Consider the following 24,682-nt stretch of genomic DNA (forward strand, 5'->3'; position numbering starts at 1 on the left):
GATGAAAACGAAATATCTACTGTTCATCCTGTGCATCGTATACAGCGGATGGGCTTCGGCTCAGCGACACAGCCTGTTCGACAAATATGCCGATCAGGACGATGTGACCGTCATCAACATCTCGAAAGCGATGTTTAAGATGATGGGGGGCAGCTTCAAGAAAAGTTCTAATGCCAAAATCGATAAGGTCGATATAACCGGTATTGTCGATAAAATAGATAACCTGACGATTCTAACCTCGGATAAGAGCGGGCTGAAAGAGAAGATGTACGCCGACTTCAGCGCGATGATTGCCAAAGATCGCAACTATGAGGAGTTGATGAGAATCAAGGACGGCAAGTCGCGCGTGACGTTTAACATCAAAAAGCGAGGGGCGCTGATTAACGAGCTGATTATGCTTGTCAATGATGAAAATGATTTCGTCATTATTCAGATCGCAGGAAGTTTTACGCTGAAAGATGTGCAGAACATCACCTCACATGTACAATAAAACAGGGCCGGACTACGTTCAGTCTACAACATGATTCCGGAAATATGAGAAAAGACAAAATACTTTGGGCAGACGACGAGATAGATTTGCTGAAGCCTCATATTCTCTTCCTCGAAGAGAAAGGCTATGAGGTTACGCCTGTTATCAGCGGGCAGGATGCCATCGACAGCTGCAGGGAGCAGACTTTCGACATAATTTTCTTAGATGAGAATATGCCCGGTCTGACCGGCCTCGAAACACTCTCCACCATTAAAGAAATCGCTCCGACAGTGCCGGTCGTGATGGTCACCAAGAGCGAAGAAGAAAGCATTATGAATCAGGCTATCGGGAACAAAATCGCCGACTATCTGATCAAGCCGGTCAACCCGAATCAACTGTTTCTTTCGATCAAGAAAAATCTGCATAAGGACGATATCATCACTTCCGCCACAACGGTTAGTTACCAACAGGAATTCGGACGTATCGGGATGCAGATCGGCGACTCATTGACGGCCGACGACTGGATGGAAATCTATAAGAAGATCGTCTATTGGGAGCTGGAGCTGGAAGAGAATCAGGTGCAGATGCAAGACATGTTGATCATGCAGAAACGGGAGGCCAACAATGCTTTCGGTAAGTTTATCAAAAAGAACTATTTGGATTGGATACGCTATCCCGACCAGCGTCCGCTGATGAGCCCGGACTTGTTTAAGAAGAAAGTATTTCCGTTATTGGACGAAGAAGAGAAAGTCTTTTTTATCCTGATCGATAACTTCCGGTTCGACCAGTGGCGGGTGGTGAAAAATCTGTTGTCGAGCTTCTTTACCGTCGATGAAGAGATGTATTACAGTATCTTGCCGACTGCCACACAATATGCGCGGAACGCGATCTTTTCAGGCCTGATGCCGGCGCAGATCGAGGAGATGTTTCCCGAACTGTGGGTCGACGAAGAGAGCGAAGAGGGGAAGAACATCAACGAAGAGCCGCTGATCCGTACACAGATCGAGCGATTCCGGAAAAGATATTCGTTCTCGTACCACAAAGTATATGACTCGCATTTCGGAGAGAAATTGCTGAACAACTTGAACGAACTTATGCACAACCAACTCAATGTGATTGTGATTAACTTCGTCGATATGCTTTCGCATGCCCGTACGGAGAGCAAGATGATTCGTGAACTGGCGCAGAGCGAGGCGGCATACCGCAGCCTGACACGCTCGTGGTTTCAGCATTCTACTACGCTCGACCTGTTCAAAAAACTGGCGGACAAAGGGTATAAAGTAATTGTTACCACCGATCACGGAACGATTCAGGTCGACTCGCCGATTAAAATTACCGGAGATAAAAATACGAGCACGAACTTGCGTTATAAGCTCGGCAAGAACATGTCTTGCGATTCCAAGTATGTTTTCGAGATCAAAGATCCCGCCAAGGCCGGACTGCCTTCTCCTCATCTGAGTACAAGGTATGTCTTCGCAACGAACGAGTTCTTCTTTGCTTATCCGAACAACTATAATTATTACGTTCCTTACTATCGGAATACATTCCAGCACGGAGGCATTTCGATGGAAGAGATGATGATCCCTTTCATAACGATGCAACCGAAATGAAAACGCTTCATATCTCAGACCTGAGCGCCATCCGTGAGGCGGCGAGAGAATTTATCGGCGATATGAAGACATGCGGCCGCGTTGTCTTCGCCTTTTACGGAAAGATGGGCGCCGGAAAAACGACATTCATCAAGGCCGTTTGCGAAGAACTTGGGGTTAAAGATGTGATTAACAGCCCCACCTTTGCCATTATCAACGAGTATGCTGTCCCTGCATCCGGACAGTCGATTTATCATTTCGATTTTTACCGTATCAATGAAATCGGTGAGGCGCTCGACATCGGAACGGAGGATTATTTCGACAGTGGAGCATGGTGCTTCATCGAATGGCCGGAGAAGATCGAACCGCTCCTGCCCGACGATACCGTCTGCGTGACTCTTACCGAACAAGAAGACGGTACACGCACCGTAGCTTACTGAACCACCTGAAAGAACTCGCGGATTTGCTCTGTGATGTAAGCCTGCATTTCTTCCGTCAGTTCCGTATGCATCGGCAACGACAATACCTCGCGGCTTAGCCGTACCGACTCCGTCATATCGCCGGAAGTGCGGGCAATCCATTTATACGCTTCCTGCTCTTGTACAGCCATCGGGTAATAAACCATTGAGGGGATGCCTTTTTCTTTCAGGAAAGCTTGCAGGGCATCCCGCCGTCCATTCTTCACTTGCAGCGTATATTGATGATAGACATGCGTCGAGAAAGGCGACCTTACCGGGATGCAAACACCGGAGAGCGAACTCAACTCCTTATCGTAATATTGCGCCGCCGTCTGACGCGCTTCGGTAAAACTATTCAGATGGCGCAGCTTGACGTCTAAGACAGCCGCCTGCAACGTGTCGAGACGCGAGTTGCATCCGACGATGTGATGATGATACTTTTGACTTTGGCCATGATTGGCGAGCATCCGGACGCGTTCCGCCAATCGTTCGTCGGAAGTGATGACGGCACCTCCGTCGCCGTAGCACGCCAGCGGTTTGGTCGGGAAGAAGGATGTTGTACCGATATGTCCGATCGTGCCGGCTTTTTTTACCGTTCCGTCGGAGAAAGTATAGTCGGCGCCGAGCGATTGAGCATTGTCTTCAATCACGCCGATTTTGTATTTCGCGGCGAGCTTCATCACCGGCTCCATATCGCAGGTCTGTCCGAAGAGATGAACGACGACTATGGCCTTCGTTTGTCGCGTAATGGCTTGTTCGAGTCGTTCCACATTCAAGTTGAAGCTGTCGGGACACACATCAACGAGGATCGGCGTGATACCTAACGCGGCGATCATCTCGGCGGCTGCAATGTAAGTAAACGCAGGGAGGATGACTTCGTCTCCGGCCTGTATATCCCATGCCTGTAGGGCCAGACGGAGCGCGTCCGTTCCATTCCCGCACGGGATTACGCAGGACACTTGCAGGTAATCGGCCAGATGCCCGCAAAATGTCTGCACTTGAGGACCATTGATAAAGGCCGTGGAGTTCAGTACCTCTTTTACCGCTTCGTCGATTTCAGCTTCGATCCGCCGATACTGGCTTTTCAGATCGACCATTTGTATCTCCATCACTTCACTTCGCTTCCGGGTTCAACTGCTTTCTGGGGCATCACGACGGACAGACTTCCGTCGGCGTTTTCGGCCGAGAGAATCATCCCTTCGGAAGGGATGCCTTTGAGCTGCCGCGGGGCAAGGTTGGCGATAAAGCATACCTGTTTGCCGACCAGTTCCTCGGGCTTATAATGTTTGGCGATACCCGATACGATCGTGCGCCCGCCCAATCCGTCGTCGATCTTGAATTGCAGGAGCTTGTCCGCTTTGGGCACTTGGGTACATTCGAGCACTGTGCCTACGCGGATATCGAGTTTGGTGAAGTCGTCGAACGCGATGGTGTCGCGTATCGGGGCGGCACGGCGTGCGGCTGCTTCGTTCGCTTTTTTCGTATCGAGCAGTTTCTGTATCTGCCGGTCAATAACGGTATCTTCGAGCTTCTCGAACAGCAGTGCGGACTTGCCGAGCTGATGACCGGCTTCGAGGAGATCGACCGAGCCTAAGCGTTCCCAATCGAAACGGCCGATGTTCAGCATCCGGTTCAGCTTCTCCATGCTGAAGGGTAAGAAAGGTTCGAAAACGATGGAGAGGTTGGCCGTGATCTGGAGCGCGATATGGATAATCGTCTCGACGCGTTTCATATCCGTCGCGGCGAGCTTCCACGGCTCGGTATCGGCCAGATACTTGTTACCGATGCGTGCCAAATTCATCGCTTCGCGTTGTGCGTCGCGGAAATGGTACGTATCGAGCAATCGTTCGACCGTTGCTTTTACATCGGCAAACTCGCGGAGCGTTTCGCGGTCGTAGTCGGTCAGTTCGCCGCAGGCCGGCACTTTCCCGCCGAAGTATTTCTCTGTTAAGATAAGGGCTCGATTGACGAAGTTGCCGAGAATGGCGACCAACTCGTTATTGTTGCGTGCCTGAAAATCTTTCCACGTAAAGTCATTATCTTTCGTTTCAGGAGCGTTCGCCGTCAGGACGTAGCGCAGGACGTCCTGCTTGCCGGGCATTTCTTCCAAATATTCGTGCAGCCAGACGGCCCAGTTGCGCGAGGTAGAGATTTTATCGTTTTCGAGATTGAGAAACTCGTTGGCCGGTACATTCTCGGGCAAGATGAACGAGCCTTCGGCCTTGAGCATGGTCGGGAAGACGATGCAATGGAAGACGATGTTGTCTTTGCCGATAAAATGTACGATCTTTGTTTCGCGGTCTTTCCACCACGTTTCCCAATTGCCGTACTTTTGAGGATCGGAGTCGCACAACTCCTTCGTATTGCTGATGTATCCGATGGGAGCATCGAACCATACATACAGTACTTTCCCTTCGGCGCCTTCGACGGGTACGGGGATTCCCCAATCGAGGTCACGACTGACGGCCCGCGGCTGCAGACCCATGTCGAGCCAGCTCTTGCACTGCCCGTACACGTTGGGCTTCCACTCTTTATGGTCTTCGAGAATCCATTGACGGAGGAACGGCTCGAAACGGTCGAGCGGCAGATACCAGTGCTTCGTTTTGCGCATGACGGGCGGATGGCCGCTGATCACCGACTTCGGATTCTTCAGGTCGGTCGGGCTGAGCGAGGTACCGCAACTCTCGCACTGGTCGCCGTAGGCATGTTCGTTGGAGCAATGCGGGCAGGTGCCGGTGATGTAGCGGTCGGCGAGGAACTGTCCGGCTTCCTCGTCGTAGTATTGTTCGCTTTCTTTTTCGATGAAAACGTTGTTCTCATAGAGTGTCCGGAAGAAGTCGGAAGCCATTTTCCGATGCGTATCGGAAGTGGTTCGCGAGTAGATGTCGAACGATATTCCAAAGTCCTCGAACGTTTTCCGGATCAGGCTGTGATAGCGATCCACAATATCCTGCGGCGTGACGCCTTCCTTCTTGGCGCGCAGCGTAATGGGCACGCCATGTTCGTCTGAACCTCCGATCATGAGCACATTCTCGCCTTTGAGGCGAAGGTAACGCGCATAAATGTCGGCCGGAAGATATACGCCTGCCATGTGGCCGATGTGTACCGGTCCGTTGGCATAGGGAAGCGCTGTAGTCACCAATGTTCTTTTGAAATGCTTTGTTTCCATCTTTTTCTTATCTTCGGGACGCAAATTTAGATAAAATCCTCGAGATTTTACACCGGGCAGATAAAAACACAAGGCCGACGCTCTGTTTTCTGTCCCCTCCTCTGCGTGTTCTTAGCCACAATTTTACTATCTTGGAGGAAAAAAATTCATAAAAATAATTATGAACAGAAGGGGAAATTGAGCAGGAATGTAAAGAATCCAACAAAATACGTTTTAGAGGAAAGGTAGTTAAAAAAGAACGAAGATGAGGAAGAGGCGGCGGAAATTTACGACCGTCCGCGGTTCTTACGGCGCGAGGACGCTTGTCGCCATGGCTTTTCGCGCCCCGGACGGCGTGATGCACCGCCTCGGCTGCTGGGTTGTTCGGTTTTCCGTTCTTTTCGTCGGCCTTTCCCACCGTTCGCGGAATCGTTGCCACGAGTCAGCTCCACGAAGATGGGGCGTCCGTCGACTTCATACTGATTCATGCTGTCGACTACCCGTTGTGCTTCGCCTTTGTCGACCTCGAAATAGGAAACCTTCTCGCGCAAGTCTATACGGCCGATCTCGACCTTGCGGCCGGGCACGCATCGGTTGATGAGTTCGATGACTTGGGCCGGGAAGATACCGTCGGCCTTTCCGAAGTTCAGGGTAAGGCGTTTGAAGCCGTTCTCGGCTTTCTGTGCGCGGCGAGCGGAGCGTTCGGACTCTTTTTTGCCACGAGCCGAGGGTTCGTCTACGTCTTCAATCTCTCCGGCGTCGCGATAATAATCGATCATCCGGTTAAATTCGAGCGATATCAGGCGTTTGATAATATCTTCCTTTTCGAGCCATTCGAGTTTGCGGAACACGGAGGGCATGAGCGAGGCGATCTCATCTTCGTTTACTTTCACTTTTTCAAGCTGGTCGATGAAGTAGAAGAGTTGCTTTTCGCAGATGGCGTTGCCCGAGGGCAGCGTACCTTTTTCGAATTGCTTGTTGACGATTTTTTCAATCTGCCGTATTCTGCTTTTCTCGCGGACATGGCAGATCGAAATAGAGATACCCGTTTTTCCGGCGCGTGCGGTACGTCCGCTGCGATGCGTGTATGATTCCACATCGTCGGGCAAGCCGTAATGAATCACATGGGTAAGATTGTCTACGTCGAGGCCTCGCGCCGCCACGTCGGTAGCCACAAGCAACTGCAGGTTGCGGAGGCGGAACTTCTGCATCACGTAATCGCGTTGCGCCTGACTCAGTTCGCCATGGAGCGAGTCGGCATTGTAGCCGTCCTGAATAAGTTTGTCGGCGATCTCCTGCGTCTCTTTGCGGGTGCGGCAGAATACGATCCCGTAGATGTTGGGATAGAAGTCGACGAGCCGTTTAAGCGCGAGGTACTTGTCTTTGGCATGCACCATATAATAAAGGTGGCGGATGTTTTGATTCCCTTCGTTTCTGCGTCCGATGATGATTTCTTTCGGGTCACGCATGTATTCTTTCGTGATCCGCGCAATCTCCTGCGGCATGGTGGCCGAGAAGAGCAGCATGTTACGCCCCTCGGGTACTTCGGCCAGAATGGCGTTGATGCTTTCGGAAAACCCCATGTTGAGCATCTCGTCGGCCTCGTCGAGGATGACGTGCTTAATCTCTTGCAGGTTTACCGTCCGCCGGTTCATCAGGTCGAGCAGGCGTCCGGGCGTAGCCACAACCACGTGTACCCCTTTTTTGAGTGCTTTGATCTGACTGTCGATGCTTGATCCCCCATAAACGGGCAGAACCTTGAGCGCATCAATGTATTTGGAGTAATCGCTCAGGTCGCCGGCAATTTGCAGACACAGTTCGCGGGTGGGGCAGAGGATGAGAGCCTGCGGTGTCTGTTTGTGTATGTCTGTTTTTTGCAGCACGGGCAGACCGTAGGCCGCGGTTTTTCCCGTACCGGTCTGTGCCAATGCGATGACGTCGTTATCTTCTCCCAGCAGAAAAGGAATCACTTCCTCTTGTACCGGCATGGGGGCTTCGTAGCCCATCTCGCGGATCGCCTTCAAAACAGGTGAGGCAATCCCTAATTCTTCAAATGTTTTCAACTGATTTCTTTCTTGATAAGGCCGCAAAGGTACGGATTAATTCGGAATATCAGGGAGAAAGACAACGTATTTTGCATTTTCCCGAAAAAGGAGAGGTGCGGATCATTGTTTCACATCAAAGCCCGAATGAAACAAGTCTCAACATTCGTAACCGATAATCTATCCCCCTCCTCAAAAAGCAATAAACACCTGATATTCATATATAATCATCCGGAGGAAATATCCTGAGACTTAAACAATATGCCAGATTTCGAGGCATACTGCCGATACAGTTCGTTGAGTCGGCTGTCGGGGGCGATATATCCGAAGACAATCTCATCGGCGAGCTCTGCAATGTATCGGTTTCGCTCGTCGGCAGCTGATTGGCTTACTCGTGTCGCTCTCGGTGCGGTGCTGACGATAAGCAGTCGTCCCGCGTCCATCGCGGATTGCAGTTCGGAGGCAAGGACGGTATACATTCGCCGAGCAATAACCACGATGAGAGGTTTCTGACCTTGTAGCAAAAAATGAAGCACGTCTCGCTCTATTCGCGACTGGAAGCCGCTTACGACCACACCGTCGGATCGACACGCCTCGGTCGCCCAGTCGTAACAGCGCAGCACCGCCGGACTACTCACCCTTCGTGAGCAGAGAAAAGCCGTCTTGTGTGCCTCGAGCAACTCACGATTGCCAAGATATTCTACTTTGATCTGCATAGATTATTTCTTTATGGCTTCTCCGTCGTCGCCTTTCTTTCTATTGTTCGTGTGTGCTGCTATACGTTTAAGGTCTTGGTCGAGCTGCTTGATACTCTCGAAGTGTTCTATTTGCTGCTGTTGCTCTTTGTAGGCGATATACTCCTTAGTGGCTTTCGCTACAGCCATCTCGTGAGAAATTTTTCCGGCATGTTCGAGTATACTCTTCTCGTTCATAGTAAGCACAAGGCGGAGTTTCTGAATCCAATCACGCATATACATCGGTTTCTCTGCCAAAGCCTGAGCCTCGGCATAGGCAAGGAACTGCTCTACAATGAGTTTTAGTTGGCTAATCTCTTTCTCATTCAAGTAGTTCTTACCTATCAGAGCATCGCCCTTGGTAACCTTTCCCTCCTTCTCCGTAGAGGTAAGTCCCATCAGGGGCAGAGAGGCATTGGCACGATAATACATAAGTTCGGCGGCAGTCTTGCCACTGACAGCCCAAAGCAGCTTGTTTTGCACCTTTTTGAAGAAAGCCAAGGTCGTCTCAGCAGAAGGATCGTAGTCGATACTGGTGGCATAAATATCCTTTATCTGCTGATAGAAAACCTTTTCCGAAAGGCGTATCTCACGAATACGCCCTAAGAGTTCCTTAAAATAGTTGTAGGAAGACCCCGTCTTGAATCGCTCATCGTTTAGAGCAAAACCTTTGATGATATATTCTTTCAATCGTTGGGTAGCCCAGATGCGAAACTGTGTGCCTTGCTGAGACTTCACCCGATAACCTACCGAGATGATTACGTCGAGGTTGTAGAACTTTACAGGCTTATCGGAATTTGCAATGTGCAAAATTTGCACATTGCTATTCTCATCAAGCTCTTTTTCTTCGAATATGTTCTTTACATGCTTGGTAATTACACTACGCTCGCGACCAAAGAGCACGCACATCTGCGACTGTGTCAGCCACACCGTTTCGCTCTCGAATCGGACATCTATCTTTATCTTGTCATCTGCCGACCTGTAGATGAGCATATTATCGTCTATGTTTGCTTCCATCATGATTATATCTTTTATTCTTCATTTAGCCCGCCACCCGTGCAGTTTATTTATTGTATCTTTTGGACACGTTTTGAACATTTCCAAACGCCTTTATATCAGACAATTATTCAATAAAAAGGTCTCAAAACACCCATTATAAGATGTTTTTTTGGACACGTTTTGGACATTTCGTTCATCGTTGAATTTCTCCACGTTTCTTCATTTTCTCATATAAAAGCAGCCTCGTCTTTCATCTGGGCGGAAAGGCGACGAAGCGTAAACTCATCTTGCTTCGTTGGCATACCTAGCTGAAGCTGGCGTCTGAAGCTGCGAGCTATTTCTAACTTGCACTTATTCACATAATTAACATCGGGTAAAGGTTGCTCTGTATAAAGCTCTCTTATTAGCTCTTCCGCAGGACGATGCATACCAATCAATAATCGACATTTCCGAAAAATACGTTTGTTGTTTTCATCGACATAATCACCCGGCAATGTATCTACTTGGTCGACTACAAGGTTCCAGCCTCGCAGATTGAAATAGCCTACGCAAAAATCCACACGCTTTACCCTATCATTGGTAATAATCCCTTGCAGCCCTTCGGCAAATTTAGTTTCTATATTATCGTATATTCTTGCCATACTTGATCTGTTTATCTCATTTTCATGTCTGCGTTTTGGCCGGTATGATCCGTTTGTGGGCATTCGCGTACGATTTTCCCCTCAAAAAATAAATAAGACATACTCGTTTAATGGTCATCTTCGCCTTTTTTTGCAAATGCCGGTTACGGATACATATAGTTCTATCCGCTATTTGAGTACGAAAGTGCGCAGAATTTCCCTTCCGGCCGATTGTGCGGGATTATCGTCCGCGATTACATAGCTGAAAGCGAGCATGTATGCTTTTCCATTTTTTACCCAGATATATAGTTCGTTTTTGGTCGTGAACTTCTCCGGAAAATTTTGGGTATAGACGACCATTTGGCAGTCGCGTCCGGCACGTTGGATGCGCTTGCTCTCAATGATGTTTTCCCGAAGCATCTTCAGGGCGGCCTTGACATACTGGTCGAGGTCATATCCCGTGCCTTTCAGGTTCTCGGTAACGAGCGAGATATTTTCCCGGAACTGATCGTCGGCATCTGTTTGCGGAGAATAGATGAAAAACTCCGACCCTTCCACATCGGTTTTCCGCATCCAGTCTTTCGGATAACGGATGGTGTAATCTTTTTGGTCGATGACTTTCCAGTCGGTGTACAAAGAACGTAATCCTTCGTCGGACAAGCTCGTCGAATCTTGCTCGGCCGCGTTGTCCTGCCTTGCTTTGCCCGTTTTCTGGTTGCAGGCTGTGATCATGCAGAGTGTACAGATCAATAAAAAGTACTTTTTCATACGGTTTGGAATAATAAAGGGCGGTAAAATCCTTTTTCAAGATTTCGCCGCCCTTTGGGTATAAAAACAAAACGATTATCGAATCACGTCTATAAAGGCCGAGTTTGTTGCGTATTTCGCAAATTCGAGATCGTTGGCTGCCTCTTTGGCCAGCGACTGTTTTTTACCGATCGCGGCTTTCAGATTGTTGATCACGCCATCCGTATCGTTGGTACGCGCGGCTACGACGGCTTTCAGATAATCCGTTACGGCATCCGGGCGCGTCACCGCATTGAGTGTTTGCGAAGCCTTGCTATAATCCTTCGTCATGAGTTGAGCCAAAGCGGCGTTGTTCGTCTTGGCTGCACCGAATGAGCTGACCGCCTTCGCATAGTCGCCCTGTTCAAGGTAAAGGATGCCCAGCGCTTCGCCCAGCCCGGCTACGTCCGAAGCGCCTCCGATCAGTTGCTGAGCTTTTTCCTTCTCTCCTCTCGTGAGGGCGATGAGACCGAGGTTGATGTTCGCCTCACTGTTCGGCTTCACGCTGTTCGATTTATTAAACATCTCTTCTGCTTTCTTCAGGTCGCCCGCATAGAAACGCTGCATCCCGATATTGTTCCATGTACGGTAGTCGTCCGGAAATTGCTGGCTGGCTTTCGTATAGATGGCTTCCTTATCCGTATCGTTATCCGTCAGGGTAGCGGCATACAGCAGCTCTTCCACATTCAGCGCTTTGGGGTCTGCCTGAGCCAGACGGCTGATTTCTTCGTCCGACTTACCGATGATTTCGATATTGGCCGTCAGACGTGAGCGGCGCAGTTGCGGCAGGATCTCGTCGGCCAGCGATTTGAATACGGACGAGATGTTCTTGATCTCGCGTTCACGTTCTTCCGGATCTTTGTACATCGACAATACGCGGAGGACCAAATCCTTGTCCTGCAAGTTCGATTTTGATACCAGCTCCTTGAAGCCTTCCCAGTCCTGAGCCGTGTAATTGGCATCAACAGGGATGTCAATCTTCTGTTTTTTCAATTCACCTTTCACGTAGCGGGTCGTATTGGCTTCACGTTTCTCAGCCAGTGTTTCGTTCAGTTTCAAGCCGCCATCAGGCGATGCATAAGCAGAAACTTCAACCGATACATTCTGGTTGGGAGCGTCATTGGCACTTTTGATCCGGTCTTTCCAGTCACTCAGCTCGTTCTTTTTCAGTTCATTCGAACGAAGTTCGGCTTGTTGAATCAGGAACAGGATATTTGCGTTGTGAGCTTCTTTGATGATGCGTTGAAACTTGTCTGCTCCGACTACCGGATTAGCAGTTGCCGCATTGGCAAGCGCCGATGTGGCTATAATCCCGTCGGCAATCTTGATGTCCGGCAGACGTACGACCTTATTTTTAATCTTAGCATCGAATGTCAGGTACAGCGCCGACTTTTTCATCTCCGGTTTGTATTTGAACGACGACTTCATCGTCACATTCCCTCCCGTACCGTACCGTATCATCGGGTTATTAGCTCTTACCTTTTCCCCTTGATAAGTATAAGCCGTCCCCCAAGTCTCGCCGGTGGCATAACGCAGTACCGGCGTAATCGTCACCACGGCGTTTTTGTTAAACCACTTCGCCGGATAAGCAATGTTGATGGTGACAGGCACCTGGCCACCCACTACTTCGAGCGGCTGAGGGTCAGCTTTGATATAATCGGTGGATAACGGCTTTAACTTCCCCGAACAGGAAGTCAATGCAAAAATTACGGCCATTGCAAGGAATGGCGAAAAAATCTTTTTGTTCATGATGCGTGTTGTTAAGTTTGTATATTTGTTTATATGTCTTCCTATAGATTTCGTCACATCTTTTTTCCCATGCGTCCTGAATACGGACTGCAAAGCTAAAATAAATTCTCGGGATTCACATTCTTTAGAGGCTTAAAAGTGCGGATTTAACATGAATTAAACAAGTCGTTCCTTCAACATCTGCTTCGTTTTCGATCTCGTTACGAAGAATTGTGTAATTTTGCGGTCGATTATGGATTTAACAGTCAAAGCCTCCAATAATATCTGTGCAACGATTTTCCTGCCGGCCTCCAAAAGCATCAGTAATCGTGTGGCGATACTCAATGCTTTATCTCCCGTTCCGCAGCCGCTGTACAATCTTTCCGACAGTGATGATACGGCTGTGATGCTCGATGCGCTATGTACCGACCGCGAGACCGTAGACCTTCGGGCTGCCGGCACTGCCATGCGCTTTCTCACGGCCTACTTCGCTTCCCGACCCGGTCAGCGAACGCTCACCGGAACGGATCGGATGCGTAACCGGCCTGTCCGCGCACTGGTCGACGCCTTGCGTACGCTCGGTGCGGAGATCGATTATATGGAAAAAGAAGGCTTCCCACCGCTGAAGGTTACCGGAAGACGCCTGCCTGGCGGGGAAGTAACCCTTGACGCAGGCGTCAGTTCGCAATATATCTCCGCGTTGCTGATGATCGCTCCCTCCATGACGCGCGGAATATGTCTGCACCTGACGGGTACGCTTGTTTCCGAACCGTATCTTCGGTTGACTGTCGCACTCATGCGACAATTCGGGATCATCGTCGAAGAAGAAGGGCAGACGTTTACCGTCCGTCCACAGACTGTTCGTCCCATACCGTTTACGATTGAAGCAGACTGGAGCGCTGCCTCTTACTGGTACGAAGTAGCGGCCCTCTCGCAGATGCCGGTCGAAATCGAACTGCCCGGATTGCTTCCCGACAGTTTGCAGGGCGATGCAACCATCGCATCACTCTTCCGATCGTTCGGTATACACACCGACTTTACATCCGAAGGGCGTGTCAGGCTTACGCGACGTGGTATGGCCCTACCGAACCGTTTCGACTATGACTGTGTACGCATCCCCGATATGGCTCAAACGCTTGCGGTGACTTGTGCCATGCTGCATGTCCCGTTCCGGTTGAGCGGGTTGCAGAGTCTGAGGATCAAAGAAACCGACCGGTTGAAGGCATTACAGACGGAACTGCGTAAACTCGGCGTCGTGCTCACAGAGCATGACGGCAAGGTTCTTGAATGGGATGGCAACCGATGCGACGCCGAACCGGAACCGGTCATCGCCACTTATGACGATCACCGGATGGCCATGGCTTTTGCTCCCGTCGCACTGCGCCGAAAAGGCGGGATCAGCATCGCAAACCCCGAAGTCGTGTCGAAAAGCTATCCCCGCTTTTGGGACGATCTTCAAACCGCCGGATTCCAAACAAACCCTTAACCGAACAAACAAAAGAAGTAAAATGATGATTATAGGGTATATTCTGCTAAGCATCGTCGTGCTGGGATTGATTGCCGCAGGACTGGGACAATGGGAACGGTATGTGCGCCGCCGCAGATATGAGCGCGGCGAAATTGAGCATGTTGACGACGATGAGCCGTCGGCTGATGTCGCAGTTTCCTCAGAATGCTGCGGGCAGCATGAGTTATGTGAACGGGAGAGCCTTCTGGCGGCCGTCAGCCGGGCTGTCGAATATTATAACGATGAAGAGCTGGACGGCTATCGCGGTACACCGTCGGACGCCTATTCCGATAATGCTGTGGAAGAATTTCGAGAAGTCCTCTACACACTGCGTGAAGATGAAGTCTCCGGCTGGGTACGCAGTCTCCAATTGCGAGGCATCTTTCTCCCTGACGCAATCAAAGATGAAACCTTCCTGATCGTAGGCGAACGAAGAAAATAACGCAAGGCCAGCCTCCAGTTCTCCGACAGACAAATACGGCAAAATCAACCTGTGCCTTCAAAAACAAATCAGAAATAGAGAAAAATTTCTTTAATTGAATCGTCTATTCCGAAAAATCATCGTACTTTTGTAACCTGAATAAGGAAAAGGTTATCATTCCTGACAAAAACAAAGCAAAGAAACAAAGAGCATTACATATTTTAATCAATTAATTCTTAAACGCAAAATGGCAAATTTAGATTTAAGCAAGTACGGCATCAAGGGCAATTTTGAAATTGTACACAATCCGTCGTACGAAGTATTGTTTCAAGATGAGATGAATCCGGCCAACGAAGGATTCGAGAAGGCAAAACTTACCAAAAGCGGCGCTACCGCGGTTTATACCGGTAAATTTACCGGTCGCTCGCCCAAAGACAAATATTTTGTAAAAGACGACGTAACCAAAGATACCCTCTGGTGGGACGGCACCATCAACCGCCCCTGCACGAAGGAAGCATTCAATTACTGCAGAAGCCGCGTAGTAGCCCAGCTCTCGAAAGCGAAAAAACTCTACGTGGTGGATACCTTCTGCGGAACGAACGAAGATACCCGCATGAAAGTGCGTTTTGTGATGGAAGTAGCCTGGCAGGCTCACTTCGTAACCAACATGTTCATCCGTCCTTCGCACTACGAACTTGCACACTACGGTGAGCCCGATTTCGTTTGTCTGAACGGTTCCAAAACAACCAACGATAAATGGCAGGAGCACGGACTGAACTCCGAAAACTTCACCCTCTTCGACCTGACAGAAAAGATGCAGGTGATCGGTGGTACCTGGTACGGCGGCGAAATGAAGAAGGGAATCTTCTCGCTGATGAACTACTACCTGCCGTTGCGTGGCATTGCCTCGATGCACTGCTCGGCCAACGTGGGCAAAGACGGCGACGTGGCCATATTCTTCGGCCTCTCCGGAACGGGTAAAACGACGCTCTCGGCCGATCCTAAACGCTACCTTATCGGCGATGATGAGCACGGCTGGGACGACCACGGCGTGTTCAACTACGAAGGTGGCTGCTACGCCAAGGTGATCAACCTGAGCGAAGAGAACGAGCCGGACATCTGGCGCGCCATCCGTCGCGACGCCCTGCTGGAAAACGTCACCGTAGACGACCAGGGCAACATCGACTTTGCCGACGGTTCGACGACCGAAAATACCCGTGTCTCCTATCCGATCTATCACATCAACAAGATCGTGTTGCCTTCGCGTGCCGGACATGCCGACAAGATCATCTACCTCTCGGCCGACGCTTTCGGTGTATTGCCTCCGGTATCGATCCTCGACAACAATCAGGCGCAGTATCACTTCCTCTGCGGATTCACCTCGAAGCTGGCCGGAACCGAGCGCGGCATCACCGAACCGCAACCTTCCTTCTCGCCCGCATTCGGCGAAGCTTTCCTCACGCTTCACCCCACGATGTACGCCAAACGTCTGGTGGAAAAGATGAACAAGCACAACGCCAGAGCATACTTGGTGAACACGGGATGGAACGGTACCGGAAAACGGATCTCGCTGAAGGATACCCGTGCCATCATCGATGCCATCATCGACGGCTCGATTGAGAAAGCGGAAACAAAACACATTCCGATTATGAACCTCACCATTCCGGCTAAACTGGAAAAGGTATCCGATATCCTCGACCCGCGTACGACCTATGCCAACGCTGCCGAGTGGGAAGCCAAAGCCAAAAAACTGGCCGCAATGTACATCAAGAACTTCGAGCAGTACTGCGACAACGATGCCGCCAAGGCATTGATCCCTTCAGGACCGCAGTTAGACTAATCCGTCCGTCTGCCTGAAGCAGCGTAAAAAAAGGGCGTTCTTGCAAAAGAGCGTCCTTTTTTCAGTTCATCCAGCACAGGTATCAGCCCTTGTAAAACTTACGGTTTATCTGACCGCTGATCAACTATTCACGTGAAACGGTTTTGAGCTGAAGGAAATATTGTCGTTGCGGTTCGGGGTAATGTTCTATGGCATATCGTAAAGCGGTACGCGGCATCCGGAGCGCATGTTGTTCGAGGAAGCCTGTCAAAGACTCCCGGTCACGTTTGCCGACTTCGCGCAGCATCCATCCGACGGCTTTGTGTATCAAATCGTGCGGATGAGAAAAGAGTTTCTCGGCTAATGCGAACGTATCGGCAAATTCATTGTTTCGGATAAACGAGATTGTCGAAACGATTGCGATGCGCTGCTCCCACAAACACTCGCTTTTCGCCATTCGATACAGGATATCACGCTCTTTATCGAGCAGATACAGACCTACGATGGTAGGGCAAGTCAAGTCTACCAAGTCCCAATTATTCGCCCGGTCGGCATGCTTCAGGTAGAACTTGTAGATTTCCGAGCGTTCTTTTTCGGAAGCTTTTTTGAATCGTTCCGTCAGGATCAGCAGGGCGCAAAGACGCGCCTCGTGATAATCGCTTCGCAGTAATCTGTGCAGCTCCGACACGGGCGTTCCGAGATTAGCCTTGGCAATGCTGCGGATATGCGGCACAACGACCCCGATAAATACGTCACCTTCACCGTATTGACCGGGGCCTGTCTTAAAGAACCGTTGCAGATGCACGGCCTTGGCCGGTGTGCCGACAGACTGTAATTCCGCAATGATGAAATCGGCGGTCATGGATGCAATACGCGGCTGACGGGACGGTCGTCCTCAAAGAATCCGATGACGTTATCACTGACGGCGCGCGCCATCTTGATGCGCGAATACGTAGTCTGCGTACCGATATGCGGCGTGAGCACCACATTATCCATAGTCAGCAGCTCGGGAGACGGACGGTCGTTGAACTCGAAGACATCCAACCCGGCTCCGTAGATTTCTTTATTCTGCAATGCTTTGATCAACGCCTTTTCGTCCACCATAGCGCCGCGTGCCGTATTGATCAGGATAGCTGTAGGCTTCATCTTCTTCAATTCCGCCTCACCGATGATATGGTGTGTCTCGGGAGTGTACGGAGCATTCAGCGAGATAAAATCCGACTGGGTAAGTAATTCGTCCATCGTAACGTATGTTGCCTCGGCCGTTGTTTCTTCATGGAGGTCGAGCCGGCGACGGTTGTGATAGATCACCTCCATGCCGCAGGCTCTGGCACGTTTGCACAACGCTTTCCCGATACGTCCCATCCCGATGATGCCGAGCGTCATGTCCGTCACCGGCATTCCTAAGTTTTCGAGCGTACCTCGTTTCATTTGGTCGCCGAATAGGCGCACTTTACGGTCGCATTCGGAAATGCGGCGAGCCGTATCGAGCAGGAGTACGAGTGCGAGGTTGGCTGTCGGCTCGGTTGTCGGCGCCGGCGTATTGGTCACCGTAATCCCTTTCTCCAACGCATACGCAACATCGATGTTATTGTATCCCACGGCATAATTAGCCACCAACTTCAGGTTGGTTGCCCGATCGATCAATTCCTTATTGACGGGAAAATCCAACATGGAACAGAGCACATCGTACTCCGGAATCATCTCCATCACTTCATCATACGTAAAATCTTTGCCTTTCGGCGGGAAGGTCACGTCATACCTGCTTTCCAGCTCCGCAAACCCCTCGCGGAACATGTCATACGTAATTAATATCTTCTTCATGATCATTCAAAAAAACGGTTTACTGTCGGACAAAAATACGCAACATCCGTTGAATCCCATGAAGTTTTACTAATTTTGTGCCCTAAAGAAAGAAAAAATGGCATTGAACTACATTTGGATCGGATTTATCTTAGTGGCTTTCGTGGTTGCTTTGTGTAAACTGATTTTTCTTCAGGACACCGATGTTTTTACACAGATTATCTCTTCGACTTTCGATTCGGCACGAATGGGGTTCGATGTATCCATCGGATTGACGGGCATTCTCTCTCTCTGGCTCGGACTGATGAAGATAGGTGAAAAAGCGGGCCTGATACATGCTTTTGCCCGGATTGCCTCACCCGTTTTCGGGAAACTGTTTCCGGAGATACCGAAAGATCACCCGGCCGCGGGGTCTATTTTTATGAATATCTCGGCCAATATGTTGGGACTTGACAACGCCGCCACGCCGATCGGACTGCGTGCCATGCAGCAGTTGCAGGAGCTGAACCCGAAGAAGGATACGGCCAGCAATGCCATGATCATGTTTCTGAATATCAACGCTTCCGGCCTGACGGTCATCCCGATTACGATCATGATGTATCGTGCCCAATACGGCGCAGCCAATCCGTCGGATATCTTTCTGCCGATTTTGCTTACGACATTCGTCTCTACGCTCGTGGCTATTATAGCTGTCGGCATTGTCCAAAAGATTAACCTCTTCCAACGTAATTTATTACTCTTCTTTCTGGGCGCTTTCACCTTTATCGGCAGTCTGGTATGGTTCTTCCGCTCACTTCCGCAAGAGAAAGTATCGTTATACTCGACGTTGTTCGCTAACGCGCTGCTTTTTTCCATCATCTGCGGATTCATCATTTGCGGAGTACGGAAAAAATTGAATATTTATGACGCTTTTATCGAAGGCGCGAAGGAGGGTTTCCTCACCGCAGTAAAAATCATTCCCTACTTAGTCGCGATTTTAGTGGCCATCGGGGTGTTCCGGGCATCGGGAGCAATGGATTATCTCGTCGAAGGGCTTCGCTGGTGTGTAACGTCAGCGGGCTTGGATGCCACGTTTGTAGGAGGCGTGCCGACCATGCTGATGAAACCGTTGAGCGGCAGCGGAGCACGGGGCATGATGTTGGATGCGATGGGAACATACGGTGCCGATTCGTTCGTGGGACGGCTGGCCTGCGTGGCGCAAGGCTCGACGGATACGGTCTTCTACGTGGCGGCCGTGTACTACGGCAGCGTTGCCATCCGCAACACACGACATACGATTTCGTGCGCGCTGCTGGCCGATCTGGCAGGGGCGCTCACCGCAATAGCCATGACGTATTTATTCTTTTCAGTATGATTACATATAATACGGAAGACGTAAAAATGCCTGTATTCCCCAAGCGGAAGACAAGTGCCTGGATTAAAAGCGTAGCAGCTCTTCATGGCAAAACGGTAGGAGATATCGCCTATATTTTCTGTTCGGACGAGAAGATTCTCGACGTAAATCGCATGTACTTACAGCACGATTATTATACCGACATCATTACGTTCGATTATTCCGAAGACAACATGATATCGGGCGACCTCTTTATCAGTCTGGACACGGTTTGTACCAATGCCGAAAAATTCGCCGTGGCATACGACAGTGAATTGTATCGGGTGATCATCCACGGCGTCCTGCATCTGTGCGGGATCGACGACAAAGCGCCGGGCGCCCGCGCCGTGATGGAACGATATGAGAACGAGGCGCTGCAACTGCTCGACACGCCGGCTACTTGAACAGTTTACCGAGATTAATGATGGGAGAAACGTCGTAAACGGTTCTCCATTTGCCCTCGAACGGATTAAACTCCCGGCCGACCGTACCATAGAATCCAAAGATATCGTTGAACATCGTTGTAGCAGAGACCCCATAGCCGGTATGAGGAACGAAAGGCGAAGATAACATGGAGCCATGTTGCGCATTATGGCTCGCCCCCATCGAGTATCGGCCGTAAGCTCCGAGGGTAAACCATGAGTTTACCTGATACGACGTCATAAGGAAACTTATGCCGTCATAGTACGGGCGATAACCGAAATTATGGGTATATCGCATCGCGTAAAAACCGCTCTGAAGAAGAAACGACTCGTTGATGTGGGCTTGAACGCCGCCGCCGGCCTTATATACGTCACTCACCCCCGGCGACAATTCCCTGCGGTTATACAGAAAGAGTCGGAGCTTCCGGTCTACGGGATACGAAGTCACATGGAAATCGTCCGATAGATTCATCGTACTTAACAGACGATAATGAGAATACTCCCACCGATGATCGGGCAGATTGAGTTTCATCTTTATCTCTCTTTCTTTTTCCATCTCCGGCGGAACCGGCGCTCTCAGATTCAGTTTGCGCTCCTCTTCCTGTGCATGTGACCCGGAAAACAGGAGAAAGAATAGGCACCCTGCCCCCAAAAACTTCCGAAACGCCCCCACCAATGGTAGAATTGAACTCTTGCTTGCTTTCATCCTATTTCCGATCGTAAACATGTTCTTACTTTTACGCTTTAACATATTAACACCCCAAAAGTAAGCAAAAATCTCGAATCGCCTGTTCGCATCGCCATTTTTTCCCCGATTTTCTTTCGGGCTAATGCACGGTCGGACTATTGTATTCCTCCTTTACTTCTCTTAACCCATTCACCTTGTTTTTAAAAGCGACTGTGCGAAGTTTAAAGAAAATCATATAAATTTGCAGCAAAATTAAGAATTATATAAAAAACGTTTAATGGTCGGTTACGCGCCGTATGAGTTCATACGGCAGACGGTTAACCGAATCAAACAGTGAAAGTATGGATTATACATTCAGGGAAATCGAGAAGAAATGGCAGGCACGGTGGGTCGCAGATAAGACTTACGAAGTAAAGGAAAATGACCGTAAGCCCAAATATTATGTATTAGATATGTTCCCCTATCCTTCGGGGGCGGGATTGCACGTAGGCCACCCGCTGGGATACATTGCTTCGGATATTTACGCGCGCTATAAACGCCTTCAGGGATTTAACGTACTTCACCCCATGGGGTACGATGCGTACGGGCTCCCGGCCGAACAGTATGCCATTCAGACCGGTCAGCACCCGGAGGTGACGACGGAAAATAACATCAGCCGTTACCGCGAACAGTTAGACAAGATCGGGTTCTCGTTCGATTGGAGTCGCGAAGTACGTACCTGCGAACCCGGCTATTACCACTGGACGCAATGGGCCTTTTTGCGGATGTTCGACAGCTATTACTGTAACCGCACCCGACAGGCACGTCCCATCGAAGACCTTGTGAAAGCATTCGAAACGGGTGGCACGGAAGAGCTGGATGTAGCCTGTACGGAGGTGTTGACGTTCACAGCCGGCGATTGGAAGGCGATGAGCCGGAAAGAACAACAGGAGACCTTGATGAATTATCGCCTGGCTTACCTTGGAGATACGATGGTCAACTGGTGTCCGATGCTCGGTACCGTATTGGCCAACGATGAGGTGAGCGAAGGTCTCTCGATACGCGGCGGCTATCCGGTAGAGCAGAGAGTGATGCGTCAGTGGTGTCTGCGCGTGTCAGCCTATGCACAACGACTGCTCGACGGATTGGAGCGGATCGACTGGACCGAATCGCTGAAAGAGACGCAACGCAACTGGATCGGACGAAGCGAAGGGGCTCAAATGTATTTCCCCGTTGCAGAAAGTGACAAAATGATCGAGATTTTTACGACACGCGCCGATACGGTTTTCGGAGTCACCTTTATGGTCCTTGCCCCCGAAAGCGACTATGTATCTGCACTTACGACCGACGAACAGAAGCCGGAGGTAGAGGCTTACCTTGAGTCCGTCAAACGACGCACCGAACGCGAACGCATCTCCGACCGACGCATGACGGGCGTCTTCTCCGGTTCATACGCTGTCCATCCGATGACCCAAGAACCCATTCCCATCTGGATCAGTGATTATGTGCTGGCCGGATACGGCACCGGAGCCATTATGGCCGTTCCCGCGCACGACAGCCGCGACTATGCCTTTGCCAAACAGTTCGATCTCCCGATTATTCCGTTGATCGAAGGTTGCGATATCTCCGAAGAGAGTTTCGACGCCAAGGAAGGCAAAATGATGAACTCGCCGATGCCGGGTAAGGAGCTGCCGGATGGTCTGGTGCTCAACGGACTCGATATTCCCGATGCCATCGCAAAAGCAAAGCGGTATATCGAAGAGAAAAAATGGGGTTATGTCAAAACCAATTACCGTCTGCGCGACGCGATCTTCAGCCGCCAGCGTTACTGGGGTGAACCGTTCCCGATATACTACGATGCCGAGGGCATGCCGCAACCGATCCCCGAAGAGTGTCTGCCGCTCAGACTGCCCGATGTCGATAAGTTCCTGCCGACCGAGACGGGCGAACCTCCGCTCGGACGGGCGACGACATGGGCCTGGGATTGCGAAAAACGGCAAGTCGTAGAAAACACGAAAATCGACCGCCGTACCGTATTTCCGCTCGAACTGTGTACCATGCCGGGGTTTGCAGGCTCATCAGCCTACTATCTCCGTTATATGGACCCGCACAATGACCGGGCGCTCGTTTCACGGCAAGCGGGCGAATACTGGCGCAATGTCGACCTCTATATCGGAGGAACGGAACATGCTACGGGACACCTTATTTACAGCCGTTTCTGGAATAAATTCCTGTACGATCTCGGCGTTTCGTGCGAGGAGGAACCGTATAAAAAATTGATCAATCAGGGAATGATACAGGGACGATCCAACTTCGTCTATCGCATTGTCGGTACAAATCAATTCGTTTCACTCCATCTGAAAGACAATTACGAAGTGACGCCGATCCATGTAGATGTGAATATCGTTGACAACGATCTTCTGGATATCGAAGCCTTCCGCAACTGGAATCCCGAATATAAGGATGCCGAATTTGTGCTCGAAGACGGCCGGTACGTTTGCGGATGGGCGATTGAGAAGATGTCGAAATCGATGTTTAACGTCGTCAACCCCGACCTTATTGTTGAGAAGTTCGGCGCCGATACGCTGCGTCTCTACGAAATGTTCCTTGGTCCTCTTGAACAGTCGAAGCCGTGGGATACGAACGGTATCGACGGGGTTCACCGCTTCCTGAAAAGACTGTGGGGGATCTTTTACTGCCAATCCGGCGAATGGGGGGTCATCACCGATGAATCGACGGCTGACGAACGGAAAGCGCTTCATAAACTGATCAAAAAAGTAACGTACGACATCGAACATTTCTCCTACAACACCTCCGTCAGTGCATTGATGATTTGTTTGAACGAACTGACGAGCCTGAAATGTCACAAACGCGCTATTCTTGAGCCGCTGTTGATCGTCCTCGCCCCGTTTGCTCCGCATATCACCGAAGAGCTCTGGCATGCCCTCGGCAACACGACGAGCATCTGTGATGCGGCATGGCCGTCGTACGATGAGCAGTACCTGGTCGAAAGCTCGGTAACATATGCCATTTCATTCAACGGAAAGACACGGTTCAGTCTTGAACTGCCGGCCGATCTGTCGCGCGAAGCAGTGGAGAAGGCAGCATTAACCCATGAGAACTCTGCACGATGGATCGAAGGGAAAACACCCCGAAAGATCATTGTCGTACCTCATAAAATTGTAAATATCGTACTATGAAAGATTCGATTCGAAAAATTTATTATCCTTTGAAGGATTACCTCCTGATCTGTCTCGGTACCGCCATGTATGGATTCGGATTCAATGGTTTTATCCTCTCTAATCAGGTGGTTACCGGAGGATTGAGCGGTATTGGCGCCTTAATTTATTTTGCAACGGGCATCCCGGTTTCCACTTCTTATTTCGTAATCAATCTTCTTCTGCTTGCTATTGCATTCAAAGTATTGGGACTTAAATTCTTGTTAAAAACGATCTTTGGCGTAGTCGCTCTGTCGTTCTGGTTCTGGTTCTTCGAACAGCTGTTAGGCGGTAAACCCATCATGGAGAGCGGTGAAGTCTTTATGTCGATCATCATCGGCGCTTTAATCTGCGGTACCGGCATGGGACTCGTGTTCTCGGCCGGCGGCAGTACGGGAGGCACCGATATCATTGCGGCAATCATCAACAAATACAAACATGTATCCATCGGTGCGGGAATGGTCTTGTTAGACCTTGTGATCGTGAGTTGTTCGTATTTTATTTTCCAAAATGTCGACAAGATTGTGCTTGGGTTCGTGGAGATGGGAATCAACTCGTACATGCTCGACCGCATTCTCAATGCCAATACCCAGTCGGTGCAATTCCTGATCTTTTCGCGCAAATATGACGAGATTGTGGAGCGCATCATCAAAGACCTCGGACGGGGATGTACCATCCTCAACGGCGAAGGCGGCTATTCACACAGACCGATGAAAGTGATCGTGCTTATTGCCAAGCGTCGCGAGAGCGTAACGATCTTCCGTCTTATCAAATCAATCGACAGCCAGGCGTTTATTTCGCAAAGTGTCGTACGCGGAGTATACGGTGAAGGTTTTGAACCCATAAAAGCATAGCCATACAATTTTACGATTTTGATTGC

21 protein-coding genes are annotated in these 24,682 nt (G+C 50.0%); 10 read left to right on the forward strand and 11 right to left on the reverse strand.

From position 1 onward, the window contains the following. Position 1 precedes the first annotated feature (1 nt). Genes BFO_RS04025 through tsaE form a run of 3 tightly spaced genes read left to right on the forward strand, consistent with a single transcriptional unit; the run spans position 2 to position 2,498 of the window. Complete coding sequence (locus BFO_RS04025) at positions 2 to 490, forward strand: DUF4252 domain-containing protein (RefSeq protein ID WP_014224345.1); 489 nt, start codon at positions 2 to 4, stop codon at positions 488 to 490. 44 nt (positions 491 to 534) lie between these two features. Then, positions 535 to 2,079 (forward strand): T9SS response regulator signal transducer PorX, encoded by a 1,545-nt coding sequence (gene porX, locus BFO_RS04030; protein WP_014224346.1) that lies wholly within the window; start codon positions 535 to 537, stop codon positions 2,077 to 2,079. Continuing rightward, a complete protein-coding gene (gene tsaE, locus BFO_RS04035) occupies positions 2,076 to 2,498 on the forward strand; it encodes a tRNA (adenosine(37)-N6)-threonylcarbamoyltransferase complex ATPase subunit type 1 TsaE (RefSeq protein WP_014224347.1) in 423 nt (140 codons plus the stop codon). Before porX ends, tsaE begins: the two co-directional genes overlap by 4 nt. Here the strand turns inward: tsaE and BFO_RS04040 are convergent. From BFO_RS04040 to BFO_RS04075, 8 genes are all read right to left on the reverse strand, one after another. Further along, positions 2,492 to 3,625, reverse strand: a complete 1,134-nt coding sequence (locus BFO_RS04040) for a DegT/DnrJ/EryC1/StrS family aminotransferase (protein ID WP_014224348.1) — start codon at positions 3,623 to 3,625, stop codon at positions 2,492 to 2,494. The genes tsaE and BFO_RS04040 overlap by 7 nt on opposite strands. Then, positions 3,625 to 5,685 (reverse strand): methionine--tRNA ligase, encoded by a 2,061-nt coding sequence (gene metG, locus BFO_RS04045; protein ID WP_041591106.1) that lies wholly within the window; start codon positions 5,683 to 5,685, stop codon positions 3,625 to 3,627. Before metG ends, BFO_RS04040 begins: the two co-directional genes overlap by 1 nt. Before the next feature lie 266 nt (positions 5,686 to 5,951). Then, positions 5,952 to 7,727: a DEAD/DEAH box helicase gene (locus tag BFO_RS04050; RefSeq protein ID WP_046472577.1), complete on the reverse strand. Its 1,776-nt coding sequence runs from the start codon at positions 7,725 to 7,727 to the stop codon at positions 5,952 to 5,954. 206 nt (positions 7,728 to 7,933) lie between these two features. Further along, complete coding sequence (locus BFO_RS14850) at positions 7,934 to 8,422, reverse strand: DNA-processing protein DprA (protein WP_099046120.1); 489 nt, start codon at positions 8,420 to 8,422, stop codon at positions 7,934 to 7,936. Between the two features lie 3 nt (positions 8,423 to 8,425). Continuing rightward, positions 8,426 to 9,457, reverse strand: a complete 1,032-nt coding sequence (gene rhuM, locus BFO_RS04060; protein ID WP_041591107.1) for a virulence RhuM family protein — start codon at positions 9,455 to 9,457, stop codon at positions 8,426 to 8,428. Positions 9,458 to 9,666: 209 nt separating this feature from the next. Continuing rightward, positions 9,667 to 10,080, reverse strand: coding sequence for a phospholipase D-like domain-containing protein (locus BFO_RS04065; protein WP_014224354.1), 414 nt, complete (start codon positions 10,078 to 10,080; stop codon positions 9,667 to 9,669). A gap of 168 nt (positions 10,081 to 10,248) precedes the next feature. Beyond that, positions 10,249 to 10,827 (reverse strand): hypothetical protein, encoded by a 579-nt coding sequence (locus BFO_RS04070; RefSeq protein ID WP_014224356.1) that lies wholly within the window; start codon positions 10,825 to 10,827, stop codon positions 10,249 to 10,251. A gap of 75 nt (positions 10,828 to 10,902) precedes the next feature. Continuing rightward, positions 10,903 to 12,594 carry a tetratricopeptide repeat protein gene (locus tag BFO_RS04075; RefSeq protein ID WP_014224357.1) on the reverse strand — a complete coding sequence of 564 codons (1,692 nt, stop codon included), beginning with the start codon at positions 12,592 to 12,594 and terminating at the stop codon, positions 10,903 to 10,905. A 232-nt stretch (positions 12,595 to 12,826) separates the two neighbouring features. On the opposite strand from BFO_RS04075, the gene BFO_RS04080 reads away from it, so the two are divergent. The 3 genes from BFO_RS04080 to pckA all read left to right on the forward strand — a co-directional run bounded on the left by BFO_RS04080 (position 12,827) and on the right by pckA (position 16,341). Then, positions 12,827 to 14,059 carry a 3-phosphoshikimate 1-carboxyvinyltransferase gene (locus BFO_RS04080; protein WP_014224358.1) on the forward strand — a complete coding sequence of 411 codons (1,233 nt, stop codon included), beginning with the start codon at positions 12,827 to 12,829 and terminating at the stop codon, positions 14,057 to 14,059. Positions 14,060 to 14,090: 31 nt separating this feature from the next. Beyond that, complete coding sequence (locus BFO_RS04085; protein ID WP_099046130.1) at positions 14,091 to 14,522, forward strand: phospholipase; 432 nt, start codon at positions 14,091 to 14,093, stop codon at positions 14,520 to 14,522. A gap of 226 nt (positions 14,523 to 14,748) precedes the next feature. After that, entirely contained in the window at positions 14,749 to 16,341 is a 1,593-nt protein-coding gene (gene pckA / locus BFO_RS04090) for a phosphoenolpyruvate carboxykinase (ATP) (RefSeq protein ID WP_014224360.1), read from the forward strand. 124 nt (positions 16,342 to 16,465) lie between these two features. On the opposite strand, the gene BFO_RS04095 is transcribed toward pckA, so the two are convergent. Next, complete coding sequence (locus BFO_RS04095; RefSeq protein ID WP_014224361.1) at positions 16,466 to 17,182, reverse strand: DNA alkylation repair protein; 717 nt, start codon at positions 17,180 to 17,182, stop codon at positions 16,466 to 16,468. Further along, positions 17,179 to 18,144, reverse strand: a complete 966-nt coding sequence (locus BFO_RS04100) for a 2-hydroxyacid dehydrogenase family protein (protein ID WP_041591109.1) — start codon at positions 18,142 to 18,144, stop codon at positions 17,179 to 17,181. Before BFO_RS04100 ends, BFO_RS04095 begins: the two co-directional genes overlap by 4 nt. Before the next feature lie 97 nt (positions 18,145 to 18,241). Between BFO_RS04100 and BFO_RS04105 the strand changes: the two genes are divergently transcribed. Together BFO_RS04105 and ybeY are read left to right on the forward strand one after the other, a co-directional pair. Continuing rightward, positions 18,242 to 19,477, forward strand: coding sequence for a nucleoside recognition domain-containing protein (locus BFO_RS04105; RefSeq protein ID WP_014224363.1), 1,236 nt, complete (start codon positions 18,242 to 18,244; stop codon positions 19,475 to 19,477). After that, positions 19,474 to 19,899, forward strand: coding sequence for an rRNA maturation RNase YbeY (ybeY, locus tag BFO_RS04110; protein WP_014224364.1), 426 nt, complete (start codon positions 19,474 to 19,476; stop codon positions 19,897 to 19,899). Before BFO_RS04105 ends, ybeY begins: the two co-directional genes overlap by 4 nt. On the opposite strand, the gene BFO_RS04115 is transcribed toward ybeY, so the two are convergent. Then, complete coding sequence (locus BFO_RS04115) at positions 19,892 to 20,623, reverse strand: hypothetical protein (protein WP_140230616.1); 732 nt, start codon at positions 20,621 to 20,623, stop codon at positions 19,892 to 19,894. The genes ybeY and BFO_RS04115 overlap by 8 nt on opposite strands. Before the next feature lie 323 nt (positions 20,624 to 20,946). Here BFO_RS04115 and leuS point away from each other — a divergent pair, with 323 nt between their 5' ends. Both leuS and BFO_RS04125 read left to right on the forward strand, forming a co-directional pair. After that, positions 20,947 to 23,784: a leucine--tRNA ligase gene (gene leuS / locus BFO_RS04120; RefSeq protein ID WP_014224366.1), complete on the forward strand. Its 2,838-nt coding sequence runs from the start codon at positions 20,947 to 20,949 to the stop codon at positions 23,782 to 23,784. Continuing rightward, on the forward strand, positions 23,781 to 24,656 hold the full coding sequence (locus tag BFO_RS04125) for a YitT family protein (RefSeq protein WP_014224367.1): 876 nt from the start codon (positions 23,781 to 23,783) through the stop codon (positions 24,654 to 24,656). Before leuS ends, BFO_RS04125 begins: the two co-directional genes overlap by 4 nt. Positions 24,657 to 24,682 lie beyond the last annotated feature (26 nt).

This window comes from Tannerella forsythia 92A2, assembly GCF_000238215.1.
Classification (GTDB): Bacteria; Bacteroidota; Bacteroidia; order Bacteroidales; family Tannerellaceae; genus Tannerella; species Tannerella forsythia.